We start from the raw sequence: 14961 nt of genomic DNA, 5'->3' as shown, positions 1-14961 counted from the left end.
GATCGTCCCTCTCGGCCGTCAGCCGGAGGCGGGCACCTCGCGCACCACGTCGGTGGGCTTCTTGTCGAATCGGAGGCCGAGGAAGCGGGGGTGCCGCAGCCTGCCGTCTCGGGTCCACTCGGTGAAGCCGATCTGGGCGACCAGCTCCGGACGCACCCAGTGCGCGCCGCGTTCCCGTATCTCGGGCCCCGCCTCGAACGGGGAACGCGACTGCCGCAGAGCCTCCAGGCGGCGGCGCAGGTCAAGCAGGGTGGCCCGGTCGAAGCCGGTACCGACCTTGCCTGCGTAACGCAGGCGCCCGCCGTCGTAGTAGCCCAGCAGCAGCGCGCCGAAGCCGGCCCGGCTGCCGGTTGGCTCGGTGAAGCCGCCGATGACGAACTCCTGCCCGGCGGCGCACTTGAGCTTGAGCCAGTCGGACGACCGTCTGGCGACGTAGACCGAGTCGGCGCGCTTGGCGATCAGCCCCTCCCAGCCGCGGGCGCACGCCTGCTCCAGTAGCTCCTGCCCGCCATGGTTGCGGTGCGGCGTGAAGCGCAGCGGTCCGCGGAACTCGAAGGCGCTGCGCAGCAGTTGCTTCCGGGTGCGCAGCGGCAGCCGGGTGGTGTCGCAGCCGTCCAGCCGGAGCAGGTCGAACACGAAGTAGACGACGGGGACCCCGCTGGCCAGGGCCGTGCGCGGGTCGGTGAGGTGCATCCTTCGTTGCAGGAGGGAGAAGTCGGTGCGGCCGTCGCGGAGTGCGACGATCTCGCCGTCCACGGTGAAGTCGGAGCACTCCTGCTCCGCCAGGGCGGCCGCGAGCTCGGGGTAGGTGGAATTGAGGGGCAGGCCACTGCGGGAGAGGAGCTGAACGCGGTCATGGCCGCGCAGTCCGAGGGCACGTTCGCCGTCCAGTTTGCGTTCGAAGAGCCAGCCACCGTCGAAGGTCCGCCGGTCGCTGAGCACGGCCAGCATCGGCCGGTCCACAGCGTGCCCGTCCGGTGGCGGGCAGCGCAGGCGGTCTCGTTGTTCCACGGGCAGCCGGTCCAGCAGTCCGGCACTCATGGCCGCCTCCTTCCGGGCCCGGATGCCCGCCTCGGAGAGTCAAGGCTCGGGATCGCCCTCCGCTGCCTGGAACGTCCTGGTCCAGGTGGCGCCGCACCGGCAGCGGACTGCTCGATCAGATCGCCGTCCTCGGACACTGCCAGGCCGTGGTTGAAGCGGACGTGAACATGCTGACTCATGGTCGGCCGCCCTCCGCTTGATAGTTTCGGGCAGGAGCTGCTGACGGTCCTGCCCGTCCATCATGCAAGGGCTCCGGGGCTCCGGGGCTGCGGTCGCCGCGGCCGCAGGAGGCGGCGACGTTGTGCGCGGCGGAGCCGGTGTAGCCTCCGCCGACCACGATGCGCAGGAGGCTGGTGCTCATGGGTACCTCCGCGAGGTTTCATACTGCCCACTCCCAGGTTCGCTCCGGGTGCGTCGCCATGCGAGGCCCTGTCAAGGAGTGGGTGGAGATCGCCTGGCGTCCAGTCACTGGTCACCTGGCTCGACGACCGCCTGACCGCCGACCAGGCCGCCGAAGCCGTGCGGGGTCCGGTCTTGGTGACGATCAGTGCGTCGCCTCGGTAGCGGCTTGTGTTGATCAGCAGGATCGGTCCCTCTGACGCTTCCTGCCACATCGCGGCGGCAGATAGCAGGCCCATGCTCGGGGCGCGATCGGGCGCCGGCTGGAGCAGACTGGTGGAGGGCCGGACGGCACCACGGCGCAGGCTGCGCCCGCATCCGCTGCGTCCCCGATGCGGCGCGCGTACGCCGCCTGCCCGGCCGCCCCACCCAGGTGAACGCAGCAGGCCGGCTACCTCAAGGTGCGGGCGTTCGGGGTGGTGACTCGGGCGGCAGGGGTGATCGGATGGCAGGTGCGAGCGTGTCGGCCGGAGCCGGTGAACGGCTGCTGGAGGCGCTGGTCAGGACCGCCCAGCAGGCGTCACCTGCGGAACTGCCGACGGTCCTGGAGCGATATGCCGAGGCCATGGGTATGGGCCGTGCCATCGTCTACCTGGCCGATCTCCAGCAGAGAGTGCTGCTGCCGCTGGTCGAAGGCGAGCCGGACCTGGACGTCGACGCTTCCCTGGCCGGATGGGCCTACCGGACAAACTCCCTGCGGGTGGAGGAAGACACGTCCGGCGGGCTGACCCTATGGCTGCCGCTGGTCGACGGAGCGGAGCGGCTGGGAGTCCTGGAACTCCGCATGGAGACACTGGACGGGGTCAAACTCTGGCGCTGCCGGACGATAGCGTCGCTCCTCGCCTTGGTCATTACTTCCAAGCGCACCTACAGCGACACCTTCGCGCAACGCATGCGGACCCGAACGATGCAACTGCCCACGGAGATGCTCAGGGCTTTTCTCCCCCCGCGCTCGATCGGTACCGGCCGGGTAGTGTCGACCGCGGTCCTGGAACCTGCGTACGAGCTGGGCGGCGACGCCTTCGACCATTCATTCACCGAGGACTTTCTGCACGCCACGATCCTCGATGCGATGGGCCACGACCTGGCGTCGGGCCTTGCCACCTCCGTGGCCATGGCGGGCTGCCGCAACGCCCGGCGCACGGGCGCGGACCTGGCCAAACTCGTCGCCACCGTCGACCAGGCGCTGGCGAAGTGGCTTCCGGACCAGTTCTGCACCGGCATCTTCACCCAGCTGCACATGCCGACCGGCGTGCTGCACTGGTCCAACTGCGGTCACCCGGCGCCATTGCTCATCCGCGGCCAGCGCCTGCTTGACAAGACCCTGGAGCGGGCTTCCGAGCCTCCGCTGGGTCTGCCCGCCAGCCTGGCCGGCGGCCCCCGGCAGGTGCACGAGACAAGCCTCGAACCCGGTGACCGGATACTGCTCTACACGGACGGCGTCGTGGAGTCGCGCGACGAGAGCGGGGAGCAATTCGGCCTGGAGCGTTTCACCGACTACATCATCCGGTCGACCGCCGCCGGGCAGAACGCCCCGGAGGTGCTCCGCCTGCTCATCCACGCGATCCTCGGTCATCGGCACAACGAACTCAGCGACGACGCCACGATTCTGATGATCGAATGGCAGCCGCCCGGCCAGTGAGCCGACGCGGCCATGACACCTGGTGGGTGGAGCGGCGCTTATAGCCCTGGGAGGCCGGCAGCCGGTTGCCGCAGCCGATTGGCCGCCAGCGTGCCACCGGTACCGCCTGGGCTCGACATTGCCCGTACGATGCCGCCGGCCGAGGCGTGGGACAGCGGCGGCCCCCGCCGGGACAGGTGCAGCGCCGCGAGGCCTAAGCCAACGACCAGGGCTCGCGCCGCTCCCTGCTCGCCATCACCACCTGGACAACGGCGGATAGCCGCGGCCGGCGGCCAGGAACGGAGGAATAGACGAAGAAAAGGGTGGAAATACAACAGCAAGAGGCCTCGATCAGGAGGTCTTCCGAGTGGCAACTTCGCGTGCATGACACGAGCAGATGCTTTTCGGAAGGAGATGATCGAACATGATGCTTAATGTCCGTCGCGAGGCACTGCCCGCGCTGTGGGATTCCTTCCGCGAGTTCGAGGACCACTTCGACCGTCTCGGACAGCTGTGGCGGTCAGCCGTTCCCGGCGGCGGTGGGCTCGCCGACGCCTGGGTGCCGCCGACCGACGAGGAGGAGACCGAGGACGCCTACCAGATCGAACTCGAGCTCCCCGGCGTCAGCAAGGACCGGATCACGGTGGATGTCACCGATTCCCAGCTGGCAGTCCACGGCGAGGTCGAGGAGAAGGAACGCTCCGGCGTGCTGCACCGGCAGACCCGCCGTTTCGGCCGGTTCGACTTCCGGTGGGCCCTGCCCTCCGATGCCGACACCGACCACGTCACCGCCGAACTTGCCGACGGGGTCCTGACCGTACGCGTGCCCAAGGCCGAGAAGTCCAGGCCGCGGCGCGTCGAGATCACCGGCTGACCACCCTCTCCGGGCGGCTGGTCGCTTCACGGCCCCGGCGCGACAGTGCTCCGGGGCCCTCTTCGGCCCATGGTGCCAGCCTCGCCGAAAAAGGCGGCTTCACCGGCCGATACGGGAGGCCGCTCCCCGGCACGCCCGCCTGGTAGCGGAACCGCTGCAATGAGTGACGGCGGCCACGCCATCTGGACGGGCCGCTGACCAGCAACGACCTAGACAACGACAATTTCTGGGAGAGAGGGGCGGCAGGCTTCGAAGACATCACACTTCGGCGGATCGTGGTCGGAGTCGACGGTTCACCCTCGTCGAAGGCAGCGCTGCGGTGGGCGGTAAAGCCGGCCCAGTCGTCGGGTGGTCCGGTGGATGCGGTGATCGCATGGGAGGTTCCGGCGTTCTATGGCGTGGTCACCCCGCCGATGGTGGCGGACTTCGAGGCCACCGCGCGCGATGTGCTCACCCAGGCGGTCAAGGACACGCTCGCGGACAAGCCGGAGGGGATCGAGGTCCGCGAGCGCGTCATGGTCTGCAACACGGCACAGGTCATAGCGACTGTCCAGGGGCGTCCGGCCGATCCAGGACGGGAGCTTGATGCCACGTCAGGGCCTCATGGTCCGGGGAAGTCCACACAGTCGGTGAGACCCGTGCCCAGGGCTTCGACGTAGTCGCCGGGTTGAGCGGTTGTCCTGGCTGAACATGAACTGCCCGGGCTGCTGGCCCGGTTGGCTGAGGTTCCCGATCCCCGCAAGCCGCGCGGCCTGCGACATGGCCTGGTGTACGTGCTGGCGCTGGCTGCCTGCGCGGTGCTGACCGGTGCGACCTCGCTGCTGGCGTTCAGCGAGCGGGCGGCCGATGCCCCGCAGCCGCGCCAGCCACGCCAGCCGCGCCGACGAGCGCGAACCCCTCTCGACCGGACCGCCGGCGCCTGTACCCGGGCGCCGTGCGGGCCGCCCCGGTGGATGGCCGTCAATGACGCCGACCGGCCCGATCGAAGACGACGTACGCGGTTCATGTCGCTGCCGCCACCATGGCAAACGCACCCCGTCCCGTACTTCCGCCTGCGGGGTGAAAGCCCTCCCCGCTGCTGGACCTCGGAGAGCAGGATCCCGCTCCCGATCTCGCGTCCCCGCGCCCGTCGGCCGCTCCGAGCCCCGCTGGGGCGCCCCCCGCAAGCCCGGGGAGAGCAGTGGTCCACTTCATGTCGAAATGCCCTAAAATGGACGCTGGCCGTCACCCCCTGTGCGCCGCGGTTCTCCGACCGGTCCCCCGTGGGCCGCGGACCGCGCGAGCTTCTAGCAGAGCTCGAGGTGAGGCCATGTACGACGACCCCCTTGTCCGACGTGCTCGGCGCCGCGGATCGTGGCCGCGACGCGGGGTGTACCCGCGCCGCAACGCGAAGCCCCGAAGCGTGTCAGTGCGACCGGCGCTCCGCGCCGGACCCCGCTTCGGACTTCTCCTCACGGCGGATCCTCAGGGCGCGCATCAGGCGCAGCGGGAAGAGACCGACGAGCGGAGCCCGGCGTCCCAGGTCCTCGCGGTCCTCGCGGTCGAAGGCCCGCGCGTAGCGCTTCGCGTCCTCCGCTGTCGGATATCGCTTGGAGCCCCCGGCGCCGCATCCACGGGCGCACTGCCAGCGCATCGTGTCGGCGTCGCTGAGAAAGCGAAAGCGATGTCCGAGAAGACGGCAGCTCAACATGGAGACCCACTCTATGCGGAGCGGCGCGTTCCAGCCTGTTCGCCCGCTCTTCCTCCGATGTGGCGATGTGCGGGACGGGGAGGAACGCCATGACCACCCCCCATGAACTGCGCACGGTCACCACGAAGGTTCCGGCGCGCCTTGACCGGCTGCCGTGGTCCCGCTTCCACTGGCGGATCGTGATCGGCCTCGGGACCGTCTGGATTCTCGACGGCCTGGAAGTGACGATCGTCGGTGCGGTGGCCTCCCGGATGACCGAGCCGGGCAGCGGCATCTCGATCACCAGCGCAGACATCGGCACCGCCGCCGCGATCTATGTGGCGGGTGCCTGCTTCGGCGCGCTGCTCTTCGGCCGGCTCACGGACCGCTACGGCCGCAAGAAGCTGTTCATGCTGACGCTGGGGATCTACATCCTCGCCACGGTCGCGACCGCGTTCTCCCAGGAGGCCTGGTACCTCTTCCTCTTCCGGTTCCTGACCGGCATGGGCATCGGCGGTGAGTACGCCGCTATCAACTCGGCCATCGACGAGCTGATCCCGGCCCGCAACCGCGGCCAGGTAGACCTGGCCATCAACGGCAGTTACTGGGTCGGCGCCGCGATCGGCAGCCTGGCTGCCCTGGCGCTCCTGGACACGGACCTCCTCGCGGCGGATCTCGGCTGGCGGCTGGCCTTCGGCCTCGGCGGCATCCTCGGGCTGGGCATCATGGTGGTGCGCCGGCACGTCCCGGAGAGCCCACGCTGGCTTTTCATCCACGGGCGGGAGGAGGAGGCCGAACGCATCGTGGAGCAGATCGAGGCCGAAGTGCGGGAGGAGACCAGCCAGCACCTGCCGGAGCCCGGTGAGGCCATCACCGTCCGGCAGCGGGACGTCATCCCCTTCACCGAGATCGCACGGGTCGCCATCAAGCGGTACCCGCGCCGCGCGGTCCTCGGGCTGGCGCTCTTCATCGGGCAGGCGTTCCTCTACAACGCGATTGTCTTCGACCTGGGAACGATTCTGAGCGGCTTCTTCGACGTGGAGTCGGGCTCCGTCCCGTACTTCATGGCCATCTTCGCGGTCGCCAACTTCCTCGGACCGCTCCTCCTCGGCCGACTGTTCGACACCGTTGGCCGGATTCCGATGATCGCGGGCACCTACTTCGGCTCCGCCGCCGTCGCCGTCGTGCTGGCGATCCTGCTGATCAACGGCTCGCTCACGGCGTGGTGGTTCTTCCTGCTGGTGTCACTGACCTTCTTCGTGGCCTCCGCGGGAGCGAGTTCCGCCTACCTGACGGTCAGTGAGGTGTTCCCCATGGAGACCCGTGCGCTGTCCATCTCGCTGTTCTTCGCGGTGGGCACGGGCGTCGGCGGTATCACCGGACCGCTGCTGTTCGGCCACTTCATCCACAGCGGTGACGCCGCACTCGTCGCTCTCGGCTTCATCATCGGAGCGGTGGCCATGGCACTCGGAGGACTGGCCGAGGTGTTCTTCGGCGTCCGGGCGGAGCAGCAGTCCCTGGAGAACATCGCCCTGCCCCTCACCGCCGAGGAGGCCGAGGCGGACGCCCGCAACGAGCCCTCCCCGCAGTCCCTGCGCGAGCGCGGCCGGCCGGAGGAGGTGCGTCGTGCGGAACGCGAGCGGGACCTGCGGGTCGCCGAACGCACCGCCCGCCGCCAGGAGCGCGAGCGCGCGGGAGTCAACCGCTACCGGCCCGGAACGGGCAGTTCGTTCTACTCGCCGGGCATGGTCGGCACCGCCGGTACGTCGAGCCGGTCGGCAGCCATGGCGGAACGGCGGCTCGACGAGGAGATCGAGCAGGTCGCCAGGACCCTCGCGGCGCGCGGACCGATCAGCCGAGAGGAGCTCGAACAGGCCGTCGGCGGCCGGTCGTGGGGCCCGGGGCGCTTCCGCAGGACACTGCGCGAAGCGGTCAGGGAGGCGCGCGCCAAGCACCTGGGCGACGACACCTACGGTCCTCGGGGCCGGTGAACCGGACCCGGCGGAACACGGTGGCCGCGCCCCGGGTGGGTGACCCCAGCCGGCGCGGTCCACGGGCAATCCGTCCCGGTGGGCGGGGGCGGGGCACGCAAAGCCTCCGCCCACCGGGATTACCGACAACCAGCACAGCGACGGCCGAGACCGCACGGGCCCGGAGTTCCACCCGCCCCGGGGCTGCTCCACCACTCCCCGTGCCGTGCCGCCGCGGACGCGAAAGGACCACAACATGGTCGCGACAGGCTTTTCCTCGTTCGACACCATGGTCGACAAGGCCAACCGGCTCCTGAAGGAGATCGAGCAGGCCTTCGGCTGGCCCAAGGAGCGCCGGAACCAGTCGTACGCCGCCCTGCGCGGGGTGCTGCACGCCCTGCGGGACCGGCTGTCGGTCGACGAGACCGCACATTTCGGCGCGCAGCTTCCCACGCTGATACGCGGCGTCTACTACGACGGCTGGAAGCCCGCGGAAACGCCCGTGAAGATGAACCGGGAAGAGTTCTTGGCACGGGTAAGGGAGGAGTTCCCCTACGCGGTCGAGGGAGGCACCGAGGAGCTGGTACACACCGTCCTCGAAGTACTGAAGGGCCACGTCAGCGAAGGTGAGTGGGGGGCCCTCAAGGCCCATATGCCCAAGTCGCTGGCGACAGTCCTGCCGTAACCGTGCAAACCGGTACGGTGCCCGCGCCCCCGGCCCCCGTGGTGGGCCTGATCAGGCGACGCAAGGAGCCCGTCGTCGTCCAGACGTTGCGCTCGACCGTCGCCGCGGTCCTCGCCTACCTCGCGGGGCTGTGGCTGTCCGAGAACCCGCAGCCGCTGCTGGCCCCGCTGACCGCGGTGCTCGTCGTGCAGGTCACTCTGTACGCGACGCTCACCACGGGGATCCGGCGGATCGCCAGCGTGGTCGCAGGGGTGCTGATCGCGGTCGTCTTCGCCGACGTCGTGGGGCTGACATGGTGGAGCCTCGGGCTGCTCGTCCTGGCCTGCCTCACCGTCGGCCACCTGCTGCACCTCGCCCCGTGGGTGGAGGAGGTGGCCATCACCGGGATGCTCGTGCTCGGCGTCGGCGGGGAGCCCACCCAGGCGGTCGGCCGCGTGGTCGAGACCCTGATCGGCGCCGCCGCGGGTGTCCTGCTCAATGTGCTGGTCGCCCCTCCGGTGTACGTCCAGCCGGCGGGCGAGGCGATCAGGGACCTGGCCGAGCGGCTGCGGGTCCTGCTGCTCCGAATCGCCGACGGGCTGCCGCGGGGAGCCTCCGCCGCCCAGGCGGCGGAGTGGGTGGAGGAGGCGCGCCAGCTGGACCACCAGACCGCCGACGTGGATGCCGCGCTGGCCAGGGCGGAGGAGAGCCTGCGGCTCAACCCGCGGGGACGGCAGGCACTCGGGGCGCGGCTGGTCCTGCGCAGCGGCCTCGACACGCTTGAACACTGTGTGGTGGGCGTGCGTTCGTTCTGCCGCTCCCTCACCGAGCTCGCGGAACTGCACGGGGCCGACAGACCGCTGTACTCCGGGGAGCTGGCGGCGGGGCTGCGGCAGCTGCTGCGCCACCTCGCCGACGCGGCCGAGTGCTTCGGCCGTCTCGTCCTCGCCACGGTCGCCGCCACTGCGGAGCCGCGCGTGGGGCCCGACACCGCGCCCGTGAAGACCGAGCTCGTGCGGGCGCTGGAGGGCGCCCGTGCGGAACGCGACCGGATCGCGGCACAGCTGCTGTCGGAGTCGGAGCGCGAGCCCAACGCGTGGGAGCTGTACGGGGCGCTGCTGGCGCACGCGGAGCGGCTGATGAACGAGCTGGACGTGGAGCGGCGGATCCGGCTGCCGGCCGAGGGGGGCCGCCGCCGCGAGGCACGGATCCGGGAGGCGTGGCGCGCCCAGGCCGCCGGAACCGCCGGAGTCCTGATGCGCCGACTGGGGTCGAGCGTACGCACCGCGGACGACCTGGTCCGCCGGCGCCTGCGACGCCGGCCGGGGACGGCCGAGGGCGGAGGGCAGGCGGCCAACGGCTAACCTCGCCGTTTCGCGCGCTCAGCAGACTCGGAGGTCTTGTCAGAGGTGATCCCCGGGGGCGGCTCGGACCACGAAGGTCATCAGCCCGATCGTGTGATCGGCTACGTTGCCGATGGCGAGGGCAGCGCCCGCCAGTCTTCTTTGAGGGCTCCAGCCCGGATCGTCGGAGGGCGTCGCGCTGACGCCGGCCACTGGCAACGGCGCGGAGGGAGCGGACCTCCTTGACGGCTGATCCTCACGAGCCCGTCACCGCCGCGAGCGTGCCGGACTCCGTGGCCGGCACCCACCTCGTCGACCAGGTCGCCGCCGCCCACCCCACCCCCCGTAGGGCATGGGTCGCCGGCGGCTACCGCCGGCACCTCGTCGAACACGCCACCCGCCCCGGCATAGACATGGAAATCGGTCCAACGACCGCCCACCACCAGGGGATTCACTCCGTCGCCGAGGCGGTGGGCTGTGGAGAGGACCTTGGGCTGACGAATGTTCCACCGCCGTCCGGCCCGCGACTACGAGACCCTGCCCGCCAGCTCCGAAGCCATATTCCACCTCGCGATGATCGACCTGATGAGCCGCAGACTCACCGCCGGATCCACCCCCAACTGGCGAGACACATAAGCCTGGGATCAAACACGAACCAGCGGACGAACGCACGCCCCGCCGCGCGACACCGGCGGGTGCTGTTCACTGCTCGTGCCCCGCTGTGATCTTCCAGATCAGAGTGGCCACTTGCAGATTCAGCCTGCTGTCCACGACGGCCAGATCGGAGCCGCTGATCTCGCGGATGCGCTGCAGCCGGTAACGGAGAGTGCTGCGGTGGATGGCGAGTTCTGCCGCCGTCTCGTCGTAGTTCCCGGCGCATTCGAAGTACTGGGAGAGGGTCTCCACCAGTTCCGTGCGGTGCCGGGAGTCGTAGTCCAGGAGCGGACCGAGCCACTCGTGGAGGAAGCGGTCGACCTCCTCGTAGTCGCTCGCGGCGCCCAGCAGCCGGTAGAGGCCCAGTTCGTCGAAGAACGTGGTCCCCTCCGTCGTGCGCGAGCGCCGGCGGACTTCGAGGGCGCGCAGCGACTCCTGGTAGGAGCGGGGCAGGCCGACGGGCGAGTCGCACCGGCTTCCCACGCCGATGGATCCGTCGGCCGAACCCAGTTCCCGGGACAGGGCATCATGCAGCGCGTGTCCGCCGGGCCGGTCCAGGGTCACCATGATCACGATCCCGGAGTGTCGCGACACCAGGGACCGCATGCCGAGGCGTGCCGATGACCGGCTGACGGCATGCAGGAAGGAGTCGTCGACGGCCTTGGAGTCCCACTGCACGGCGATCACGCAGTGCGGGCCATGGAGGTCGTGACCCACCGCCTCGGAGCGGGCGTAGGCGCTCGCCTCGTCCGTGCCCGTGATCAGGTCGCCGACCAGCTCGCGCCGCAGCCGCAGCTCGACCTCGGCGGTGCTCCGCAGGTGGGCCTGTTCCAGGGACAGGAAGGTCGCGGCGTGCTCCAGGGCGAGCATCGCGTGCTCGTCGGCCCGCGCCTCGGGGTCGACGAGCGCCAGAACGCCGAGCACCTCGCCCTGGGGGCACGCGAGAGCGACCAGCCGGTCCTTGACCCGCAGGGGGTGCAGACGGCGGGCGGCGTCGTGCAGCATCTCCTCGCGGCGGGCCGGATCCGGCTTGGGGTACGGGTCGGGGCAGCCGGGGCCCGCCCACGCCTTGAGGTTGCCGAACGGGTCCTCGACCACCGTGGGCAGTCCCGTGATGGAGTGCAGCACCTCGGCGATCCCGCGCTCGCCGTCCCCGGCGGCCGCCGAGCGGGCGAGTGCCTCCCTGAGCTGCTTCTGATGTTCGACGTCGGACAGTGAGGAGTTCAACTGTTCTCGTGCGGTGTCCAGCTCGTCGCGCATTCCGTCCCGCTCCAGCTCCGACTTCAACCGCAGCCGGTCGGAGAACGCGTTGGACAGGGCTCCGGCCGTCTGCTGGACGAGCACGGTGAGCAGGTAGTGCTCCTCGTCGTGCGGCCGGGTGGGGGAGCTCACGACGAGGCAGCCGAGGAGTCCTGGGAGTCCGCGCAGAGCGAACGCCCAGCTCCAGGCACACCCGGGGAGGGGGACTGCCCCGTTCGCCCCGGGCAGGTCCCGGACCTGCTCATCGATGTCGGGGTTAGCGCCCCAGTCCTCCGGTGCGCGGACCAGGGTGTCGTCGACGAAGAGATAGCCCGCCTCGGCCCGGAACGGCCCCAGGGCGCTCAGATGCGTCATGGCCAGGCGCACAATCTCTGCCCCGCTCTTGGTGGTGAACAGAGTGTCGGAGAGGTCGAACACCCTGCGCACAGCTTTGGCGTACTCCGCGGGCGCGGGCCCGTCCCGTCCTCCGGATTCGTCGGCCGGAACTTCGAGGACGTCCTCCGGAACGGCCATGGGGCCTCGCGCTATGTCGGGGGGAGATATCGGGCTCATTGTGGCCACCACGCATCCGTCGGCACACGTCCACATCGGGCTCTGGGACCACTCATTCGACCCTAGCCCTTATCTACCATTTTGACCTATTGATCCCACGAGGGTCACCGCTGGCCCGTTTTTCCGCCTCGCAGGCGCAGGCACTCGGGCACCGTGACGGCCAGGCTGGTTTCTGTACGTGACTGCGCGAAACCCGAAGTCGAAGGCCAAGGACCGGTGCAGCCCGGTCCCGGACTCCAGGGGGCCAGGCTCCCGGCCCTGCCGGGAGCCGATCTCTGCGGGAGACCCGGGACTATCCCGACCACCACGCGGGGCGAGCGTCGGCACGGCCGGCATCCACACGAACGCGGGGCCGAACTGCCAACGACGGGTGTCCGCGCCCCTTGGACAAGGAGCTCTCATGGCGAAGGCAGTCGGAATAGACCTGGGCACCACCAACTCGGTGATCGCCGTGTGGGAGGGCGGTGAACCCTCGGTCGTCCCCAGCAGCGAAGGCGCCCGCACCACTCCCTCGGTCGTCGCGTTCACCGACAGTGGAGAGCGCCTCGTGGGCCAGCTCGCCCGCCGCCAGGCGATTCTCAACCCCAAAGGCACGGTGTACTCGGCGAAGCGGTTCATCGGCCGGCACTATGACGAGATCTCCGACGAGGCCAAGGCCGTCGCGTTCGACGTTGTACCCGACGAGCACGGGAACGCGCGCTTCGACATACGCGGCAAGCTCTACGCGCCGGAGGAGATCAGTGCCCAGGTCCTGCGAAAGCTCGCGGACGACGCGGGCAAGCAGCTCGGCGAGCGGGTCACGGAGGCGGTCATCACCGTGCCCGCCTACTTCAACGACGCGCAGCGGACGGCCACCAAGGACGCCGGCAAGATCGCCGGTCTCGAGGTGCTGCGGATCATCAACGAGCCGACCGCGGCCGCCCTCGCGTACGGCATGGACAAGAAGGAGCACGAGACGGTGCTCGTCTTCGACCTCGGCGGCGGCACCTTCGACGTCAGCATCCTCGACGTCGGGGACGGTGTCGTCGAGGTACGCGCGACCGCGGGTGACAGCCACCTGGGTGGCGACGACTTCGACCGGCGTCTCGTCGACCACCTCGCTGACGACTTCCAGAAGGAGAACAGCATCGACCTCCGGCAGGACCCGCAGGCGCTGCAACGCCTCTTCGAGGCCGCGGAGAAGGCGAAGACCGAGCTGAGCTCCGTGACGCAGACCCAGGTCAACCTGCCGTTCATCACCGCCGACGCCGCGGGGCCGAAGCACCTCACCACGTCCGTGATGCGCTCGACGTTCGAGCAGATCACCTCCGACCTGGTGGAGCGCTGCCTCGGACCGGTCCAGCAGGCGATGGACGACGCCAAGGTCAGCGACAACGACATCGACGAGGTCATTCTGGTTGGCGGTTCCACCCGTATCCCGGCCGTCCAGGCCCTGGTCCGCCGGCTGACCGGCGGCAAGGAACCCAACATGAGCGTGAACCCCGACGAGGTCGTGGCCATGGGCGCCGCGATCCAGGCGGGCGTGCTCAAGGGCGAGGTCAAGGACGTCCTGCTGCTCGACGTCACGCCCCTCTCGCTGGGCGTCGAGACGCGCGGCGGCGTGATGACGAAGATCGTCGAGCGGAACACCACCATTCCGGTGCGCCGCACCGAGACGTTCTCGACCGCCGAGGACAACCAGCCCGCCGTCGACGTAGTCGTCCTCCAGGGCGAGCGCGAGAGGGCGGCGGACAACCGGGTGCTCGGCCGCTTCCAGCTCACCGACATCCGCCCGGCCCCGCGCGGCGAACCGCAGGTCGAGGTCACCTTCGACATCGACGCGAACGGCATCCTCAGCGTCACCGCGCGTGACAAGGACACCGGCAAGGAACAGAGCATCACCATCAGCGAGAGCTCCAACCTCGACAGCGGTGAGGTCGAGCGCATGGTCTCCGAGGCCGAGCGCAACCGCGGTGAGGACCGCGCGCTGCGCGAGGCGGTGGACGCCCGCAACGAACTGGACGCGGTCGCCTACCAGGTCGAGAAGCGGCTGGGGGAGCTGGGCGACGCCGCCCCGGCGCACGAGAAGTCGCGTGCGGAGATGCTGCTGACCGACGCGCGGCAGGCCGTGCAGGACCAGGCGGACGTGGACGAGGTCCGGCCGCTGACGTCCGATCTGCAGCAGATCCTCGCGAGCCTCTCCGCCCAGCAGGCCGGTGCCGCGGGCGCGGCCGCCGGAGGTTCCGCCGCGTCCGGTGACACCGGGGCGGGCGGTGCCGCGCCGGGGGACGACGAGGACATCGTCGACGCCGAGTTCGACAAGGGCTGAGTCGTTGCCATGCCCACGTATCCGCAGGAACCGGACCAGGGGCCCCAGCAGGAGACTCCCCAGCCCCAGGGGGATCTGCCCCGTCCCGGTCCGGTCGACCAGGCAATGGACCCGGAGAACGGGCCCGGACCGGACGCGGCCACGGATGCCGGCCCCGTCCCGGACGCGCACGCCGAGGCGCTGGAGCAGCTCCAGGACCAGTGGCGCCGCGCCGTCGCCGAGCTGGACAACCTCCGCAAGCGCCATGTCAGGGAGCTGCAGCGGGAACGGGCGGCCGAGCGGGCACGCACCGCCGCCGCGCTGCTGCCCGTGATCGACAACCTCGAACTCGCCCTGTCCCACGCGGAGTCCGACCCCGGTGCCATCGTCGAGGGTGTCAAGGCCGTACGCGACCAGGCCGTCGACATCCTCGAACGGCTCGGCTTCCCGCGGCACGCCGAGACCGGTGTGCCCTTCGACCCCACCCAGCACGAGGTGGTCGGGGTCGTCGAGAATCCCGACGCCGAACCGGGCACGGTGGTACAGGTCCTGCGCCCCGGCTACGGGGACGCCGACCACCAGCTCCGGCCGGCGGCCGTCACCGTGGCCAAGCGGGAGTGAGGCGCC

The 14961-nt window shown here is 70.2% G+C and carries 11 protein-coding genes and 2 pseudogenes; 10 read left to right on the top strand and 3 right to left on the bottom strand.

The annotated features are described in order from the left end of the window. Nucleotides 1-18: 18 nt before the first annotated feature. Complete coding sequence (ligD, locus tag ACFWDI_RS33030) at nt 19-1041, bottom strand: non-homologous end-joining DNA ligase (protein ID WP_385309722.1); 1023 nt, start codon at nt 1039-1041, stop codon at nt 19-21. An 844-nt stretch (nt 1042-1885) separates the two neighbouring features. On the opposite strand from ligD, the gene ACFWDI_RS33025 reads away from it, so the two are divergent. From ACFWDI_RS33025 to ACFWDI_RS33010, 4 genes and pseudogenes are all read left to right on the top strand, one after another. Then, nucleotides 1886-3082 (top strand): PP2C family protein-serine/threonine phosphatase, encoded by a 1197-nt coding sequence (locus tag ACFWDI_RS33025; protein ID WP_385309720.1) that lies wholly within the window; start codon nt 1886-1888, stop codon nt 3080-3082. A 403-nt stretch (nt 3083-3485) separates the two neighbouring features. Next, nucleotides 3486-3935, top strand: a complete 450-nt coding sequence (locus tag ACFWDI_RS33020; protein ID WP_385309718.1) for an Hsp20/alpha crystallin family protein — start codon at nt 3486-3488, stop codon at nt 3933-3935. A gap of 275 nt (nt 3936-4210) precedes the next feature. After that, nucleotides 4211-4594 carry a universal stress protein gene (locus tag ACFWDI_RS33015; RefSeq protein ID WP_385309716.1) on the top strand — a complete coding sequence of 128 codons (384 nt, stop codon included), beginning with the start codon at nt 4211-4213 and terminating at the stop codon, nt 4592-4594. A 57-nt stretch (nt 4595-4651) separates the two neighbouring features. Next, a pseudogene (locus ACFWDI_RS33010) lies at nt 4652-4798 on the top strand (transposase family protein); the annotation flags it as partial. Nucleotides 4799-5340: 542 nt separating this feature from the next. Here ACFWDI_RS33010 and ACFWDI_RS33005 read toward each other — a convergent pair. After that, nucleotides 5341-5625: a hypothetical protein gene (locus tag ACFWDI_RS33005; RefSeq protein ID WP_385309806.1), complete on the bottom strand. Its 285-nt coding sequence runs from the start codon at nt 5623-5625 to the stop codon at nt 5341-5343. Between the two features lie 89 nt (nt 5626-5714). On the opposite strand from ACFWDI_RS33005, the gene ACFWDI_RS33000 reads away from it, so the two are divergent. From ACFWDI_RS33000 to ACFWDI_RS32985, 4 genes and pseudogenes are all read left to right on the top strand, one after another. After that, on the top strand, nt 5715-7595 hold the full coding sequence (locus ACFWDI_RS33000) for an MFS transporter (protein ID WP_385309714.1): 1881 nt from the start codon (nt 5715-5717) through the stop codon (nt 7593-7595). A 235-nt stretch (nt 7596-7830) separates the two neighbouring features. After that, nucleotides 7831-8259, top strand: coding sequence for a DUF2267 domain-containing protein (locus tag ACFWDI_RS32995; protein WP_326654538.1), 429 nt, complete (start codon nt 7831-7833; stop codon nt 8257-8259). A 17-nt stretch (nt 8260-8276) separates the two neighbouring features. Next, a complete protein-coding gene (locus ACFWDI_RS32990; protein ID WP_385309712.1) occupies nt 8277-9602 on the top strand; it encodes an aromatic acid exporter family protein in 1326 nt (441 codons plus the stop codon). Nucleotides 9603-9847: 245 nt separating this feature from the next. Beyond that, a pseudogene (locus ACFWDI_RS32985) lies at nt 9848-10217 on the top strand (IS5/IS1182 family transposase); the annotation flags it as partial. A 66-nt stretch (nt 10218-10283) separates the two neighbouring features. Here ACFWDI_RS32985 and ACFWDI_RS32980 read toward each other — a convergent pair. Then, complete coding sequence (locus tag ACFWDI_RS32980) at nt 10284-12008, bottom strand: PucR family transcriptional regulator (RefSeq protein WP_385309710.1); 1725 nt, start codon at nt 12006-12008, stop codon at nt 10284-10286. A 439-nt stretch (nt 12009-12447) separates the two neighbouring features. Here ACFWDI_RS32980 and dnaK point away from each other — a divergent pair, with 439 nt between their 5' ends. Both dnaK and ACFWDI_RS32970 read left to right on the top strand, forming a co-directional pair. Continuing rightward, the gene (dnaK, locus tag ACFWDI_RS32975; RefSeq protein WP_385309708.1) at nt 12448-14355 is read left to right on the top strand and encodes a molecular chaperone DnaK; all 1908 of its coding nucleotides are present in this window, start codon (nt 12448-12450) and stop codon (nt 14353-14355) included. 9 nt (nt 14356-14364) lie between these two features. Beyond that, nucleotides 14365-14955: a nucleotide exchange factor GrpE gene (locus tag ACFWDI_RS32970; RefSeq protein WP_385309706.1), complete on the top strand. Its 591-nt coding sequence runs from the start codon at nt 14365-14367 to the stop codon at nt 14953-14955. Nucleotides 14956-14961 lie beyond the last annotated feature (6 nt).

It is taken from the genome of Streptomyces sp. NPDC060064 (assembly GCF_042736455.1).
Classification (GTDB): domain Bacteria; phylum Actinomycetota; class Actinomycetes; order Streptomycetales; family Streptomycetaceae; genus Streptomyces.
The sequence above is the reverse complement of the archived record's forward strand: the minus strand, read 5'-3'. Positions and strand labels throughout refer to the sequence as shown.

Bases quoted from the DNA above. Each gene is read 5' to 3' on its own strand.
- ACFWDI_RS32970 (WP_385309706.1), top strand. From the start codon at position 14,365: ATGCCCACGTATCCGCAGGAACCGGACCAGGGGCCCCAGCAGGAGACT.
- ligD (WP_385309722.1), bottom strand. From the start codon at position 1,041: ATGAGTGCCGGACTGCTGGACCGGCTGCCCGTGGAACAACGAGACCGC.
- ACFWDI_RS32980 (WP_385309710.1), bottom strand. From the start codon at position 12,008: ATGGCCGTTCCGGAGGACGTCCTCGAAGTTCCGGCCGACGAATCCGGA.
- ACFWDI_RS33025 (WP_385309720.1), top strand. From the start codon at position 1,886: ATGGCAGGTGCGAGCGTGTCGGCCGGAGCCGGTGAACGGCTGCTGGAG.
- ACFWDI_RS32995 (WP_326654538.1), top strand. From the start codon at position 7,831: ATGGTCGCGACAGGCTTTTCCTCGTTCGACACCATGGTCGACAAGGCC.
- ACFWDI_RS33005 (WP_385309806.1), bottom strand. From the start codon at position 5,625: ATGTTGAGCTGCCGTCTTCTCGGACATCGCTTTCGCTTTCTCAGCGAC.
- dnaK (WP_385309708.1), top strand. From the start codon at position 12,448: ATGGCGAAGGCAGTCGGAATAGACCTGGGCACCACCAACTCGGTGATC.
- ACFWDI_RS33000 (WP_385309714.1), top strand. From the start codon at position 5,715: ATGACCACCCCCCATGAACTGCGCACGGTCACCACGAAGGTTCCGGCG.
- ACFWDI_RS33020 (WP_385309718.1), top strand. From the start codon at position 3,486: ATGATGCTTAATGTCCGTCGCGAGGCACTGCCCGCGCTGTGGGATTCC.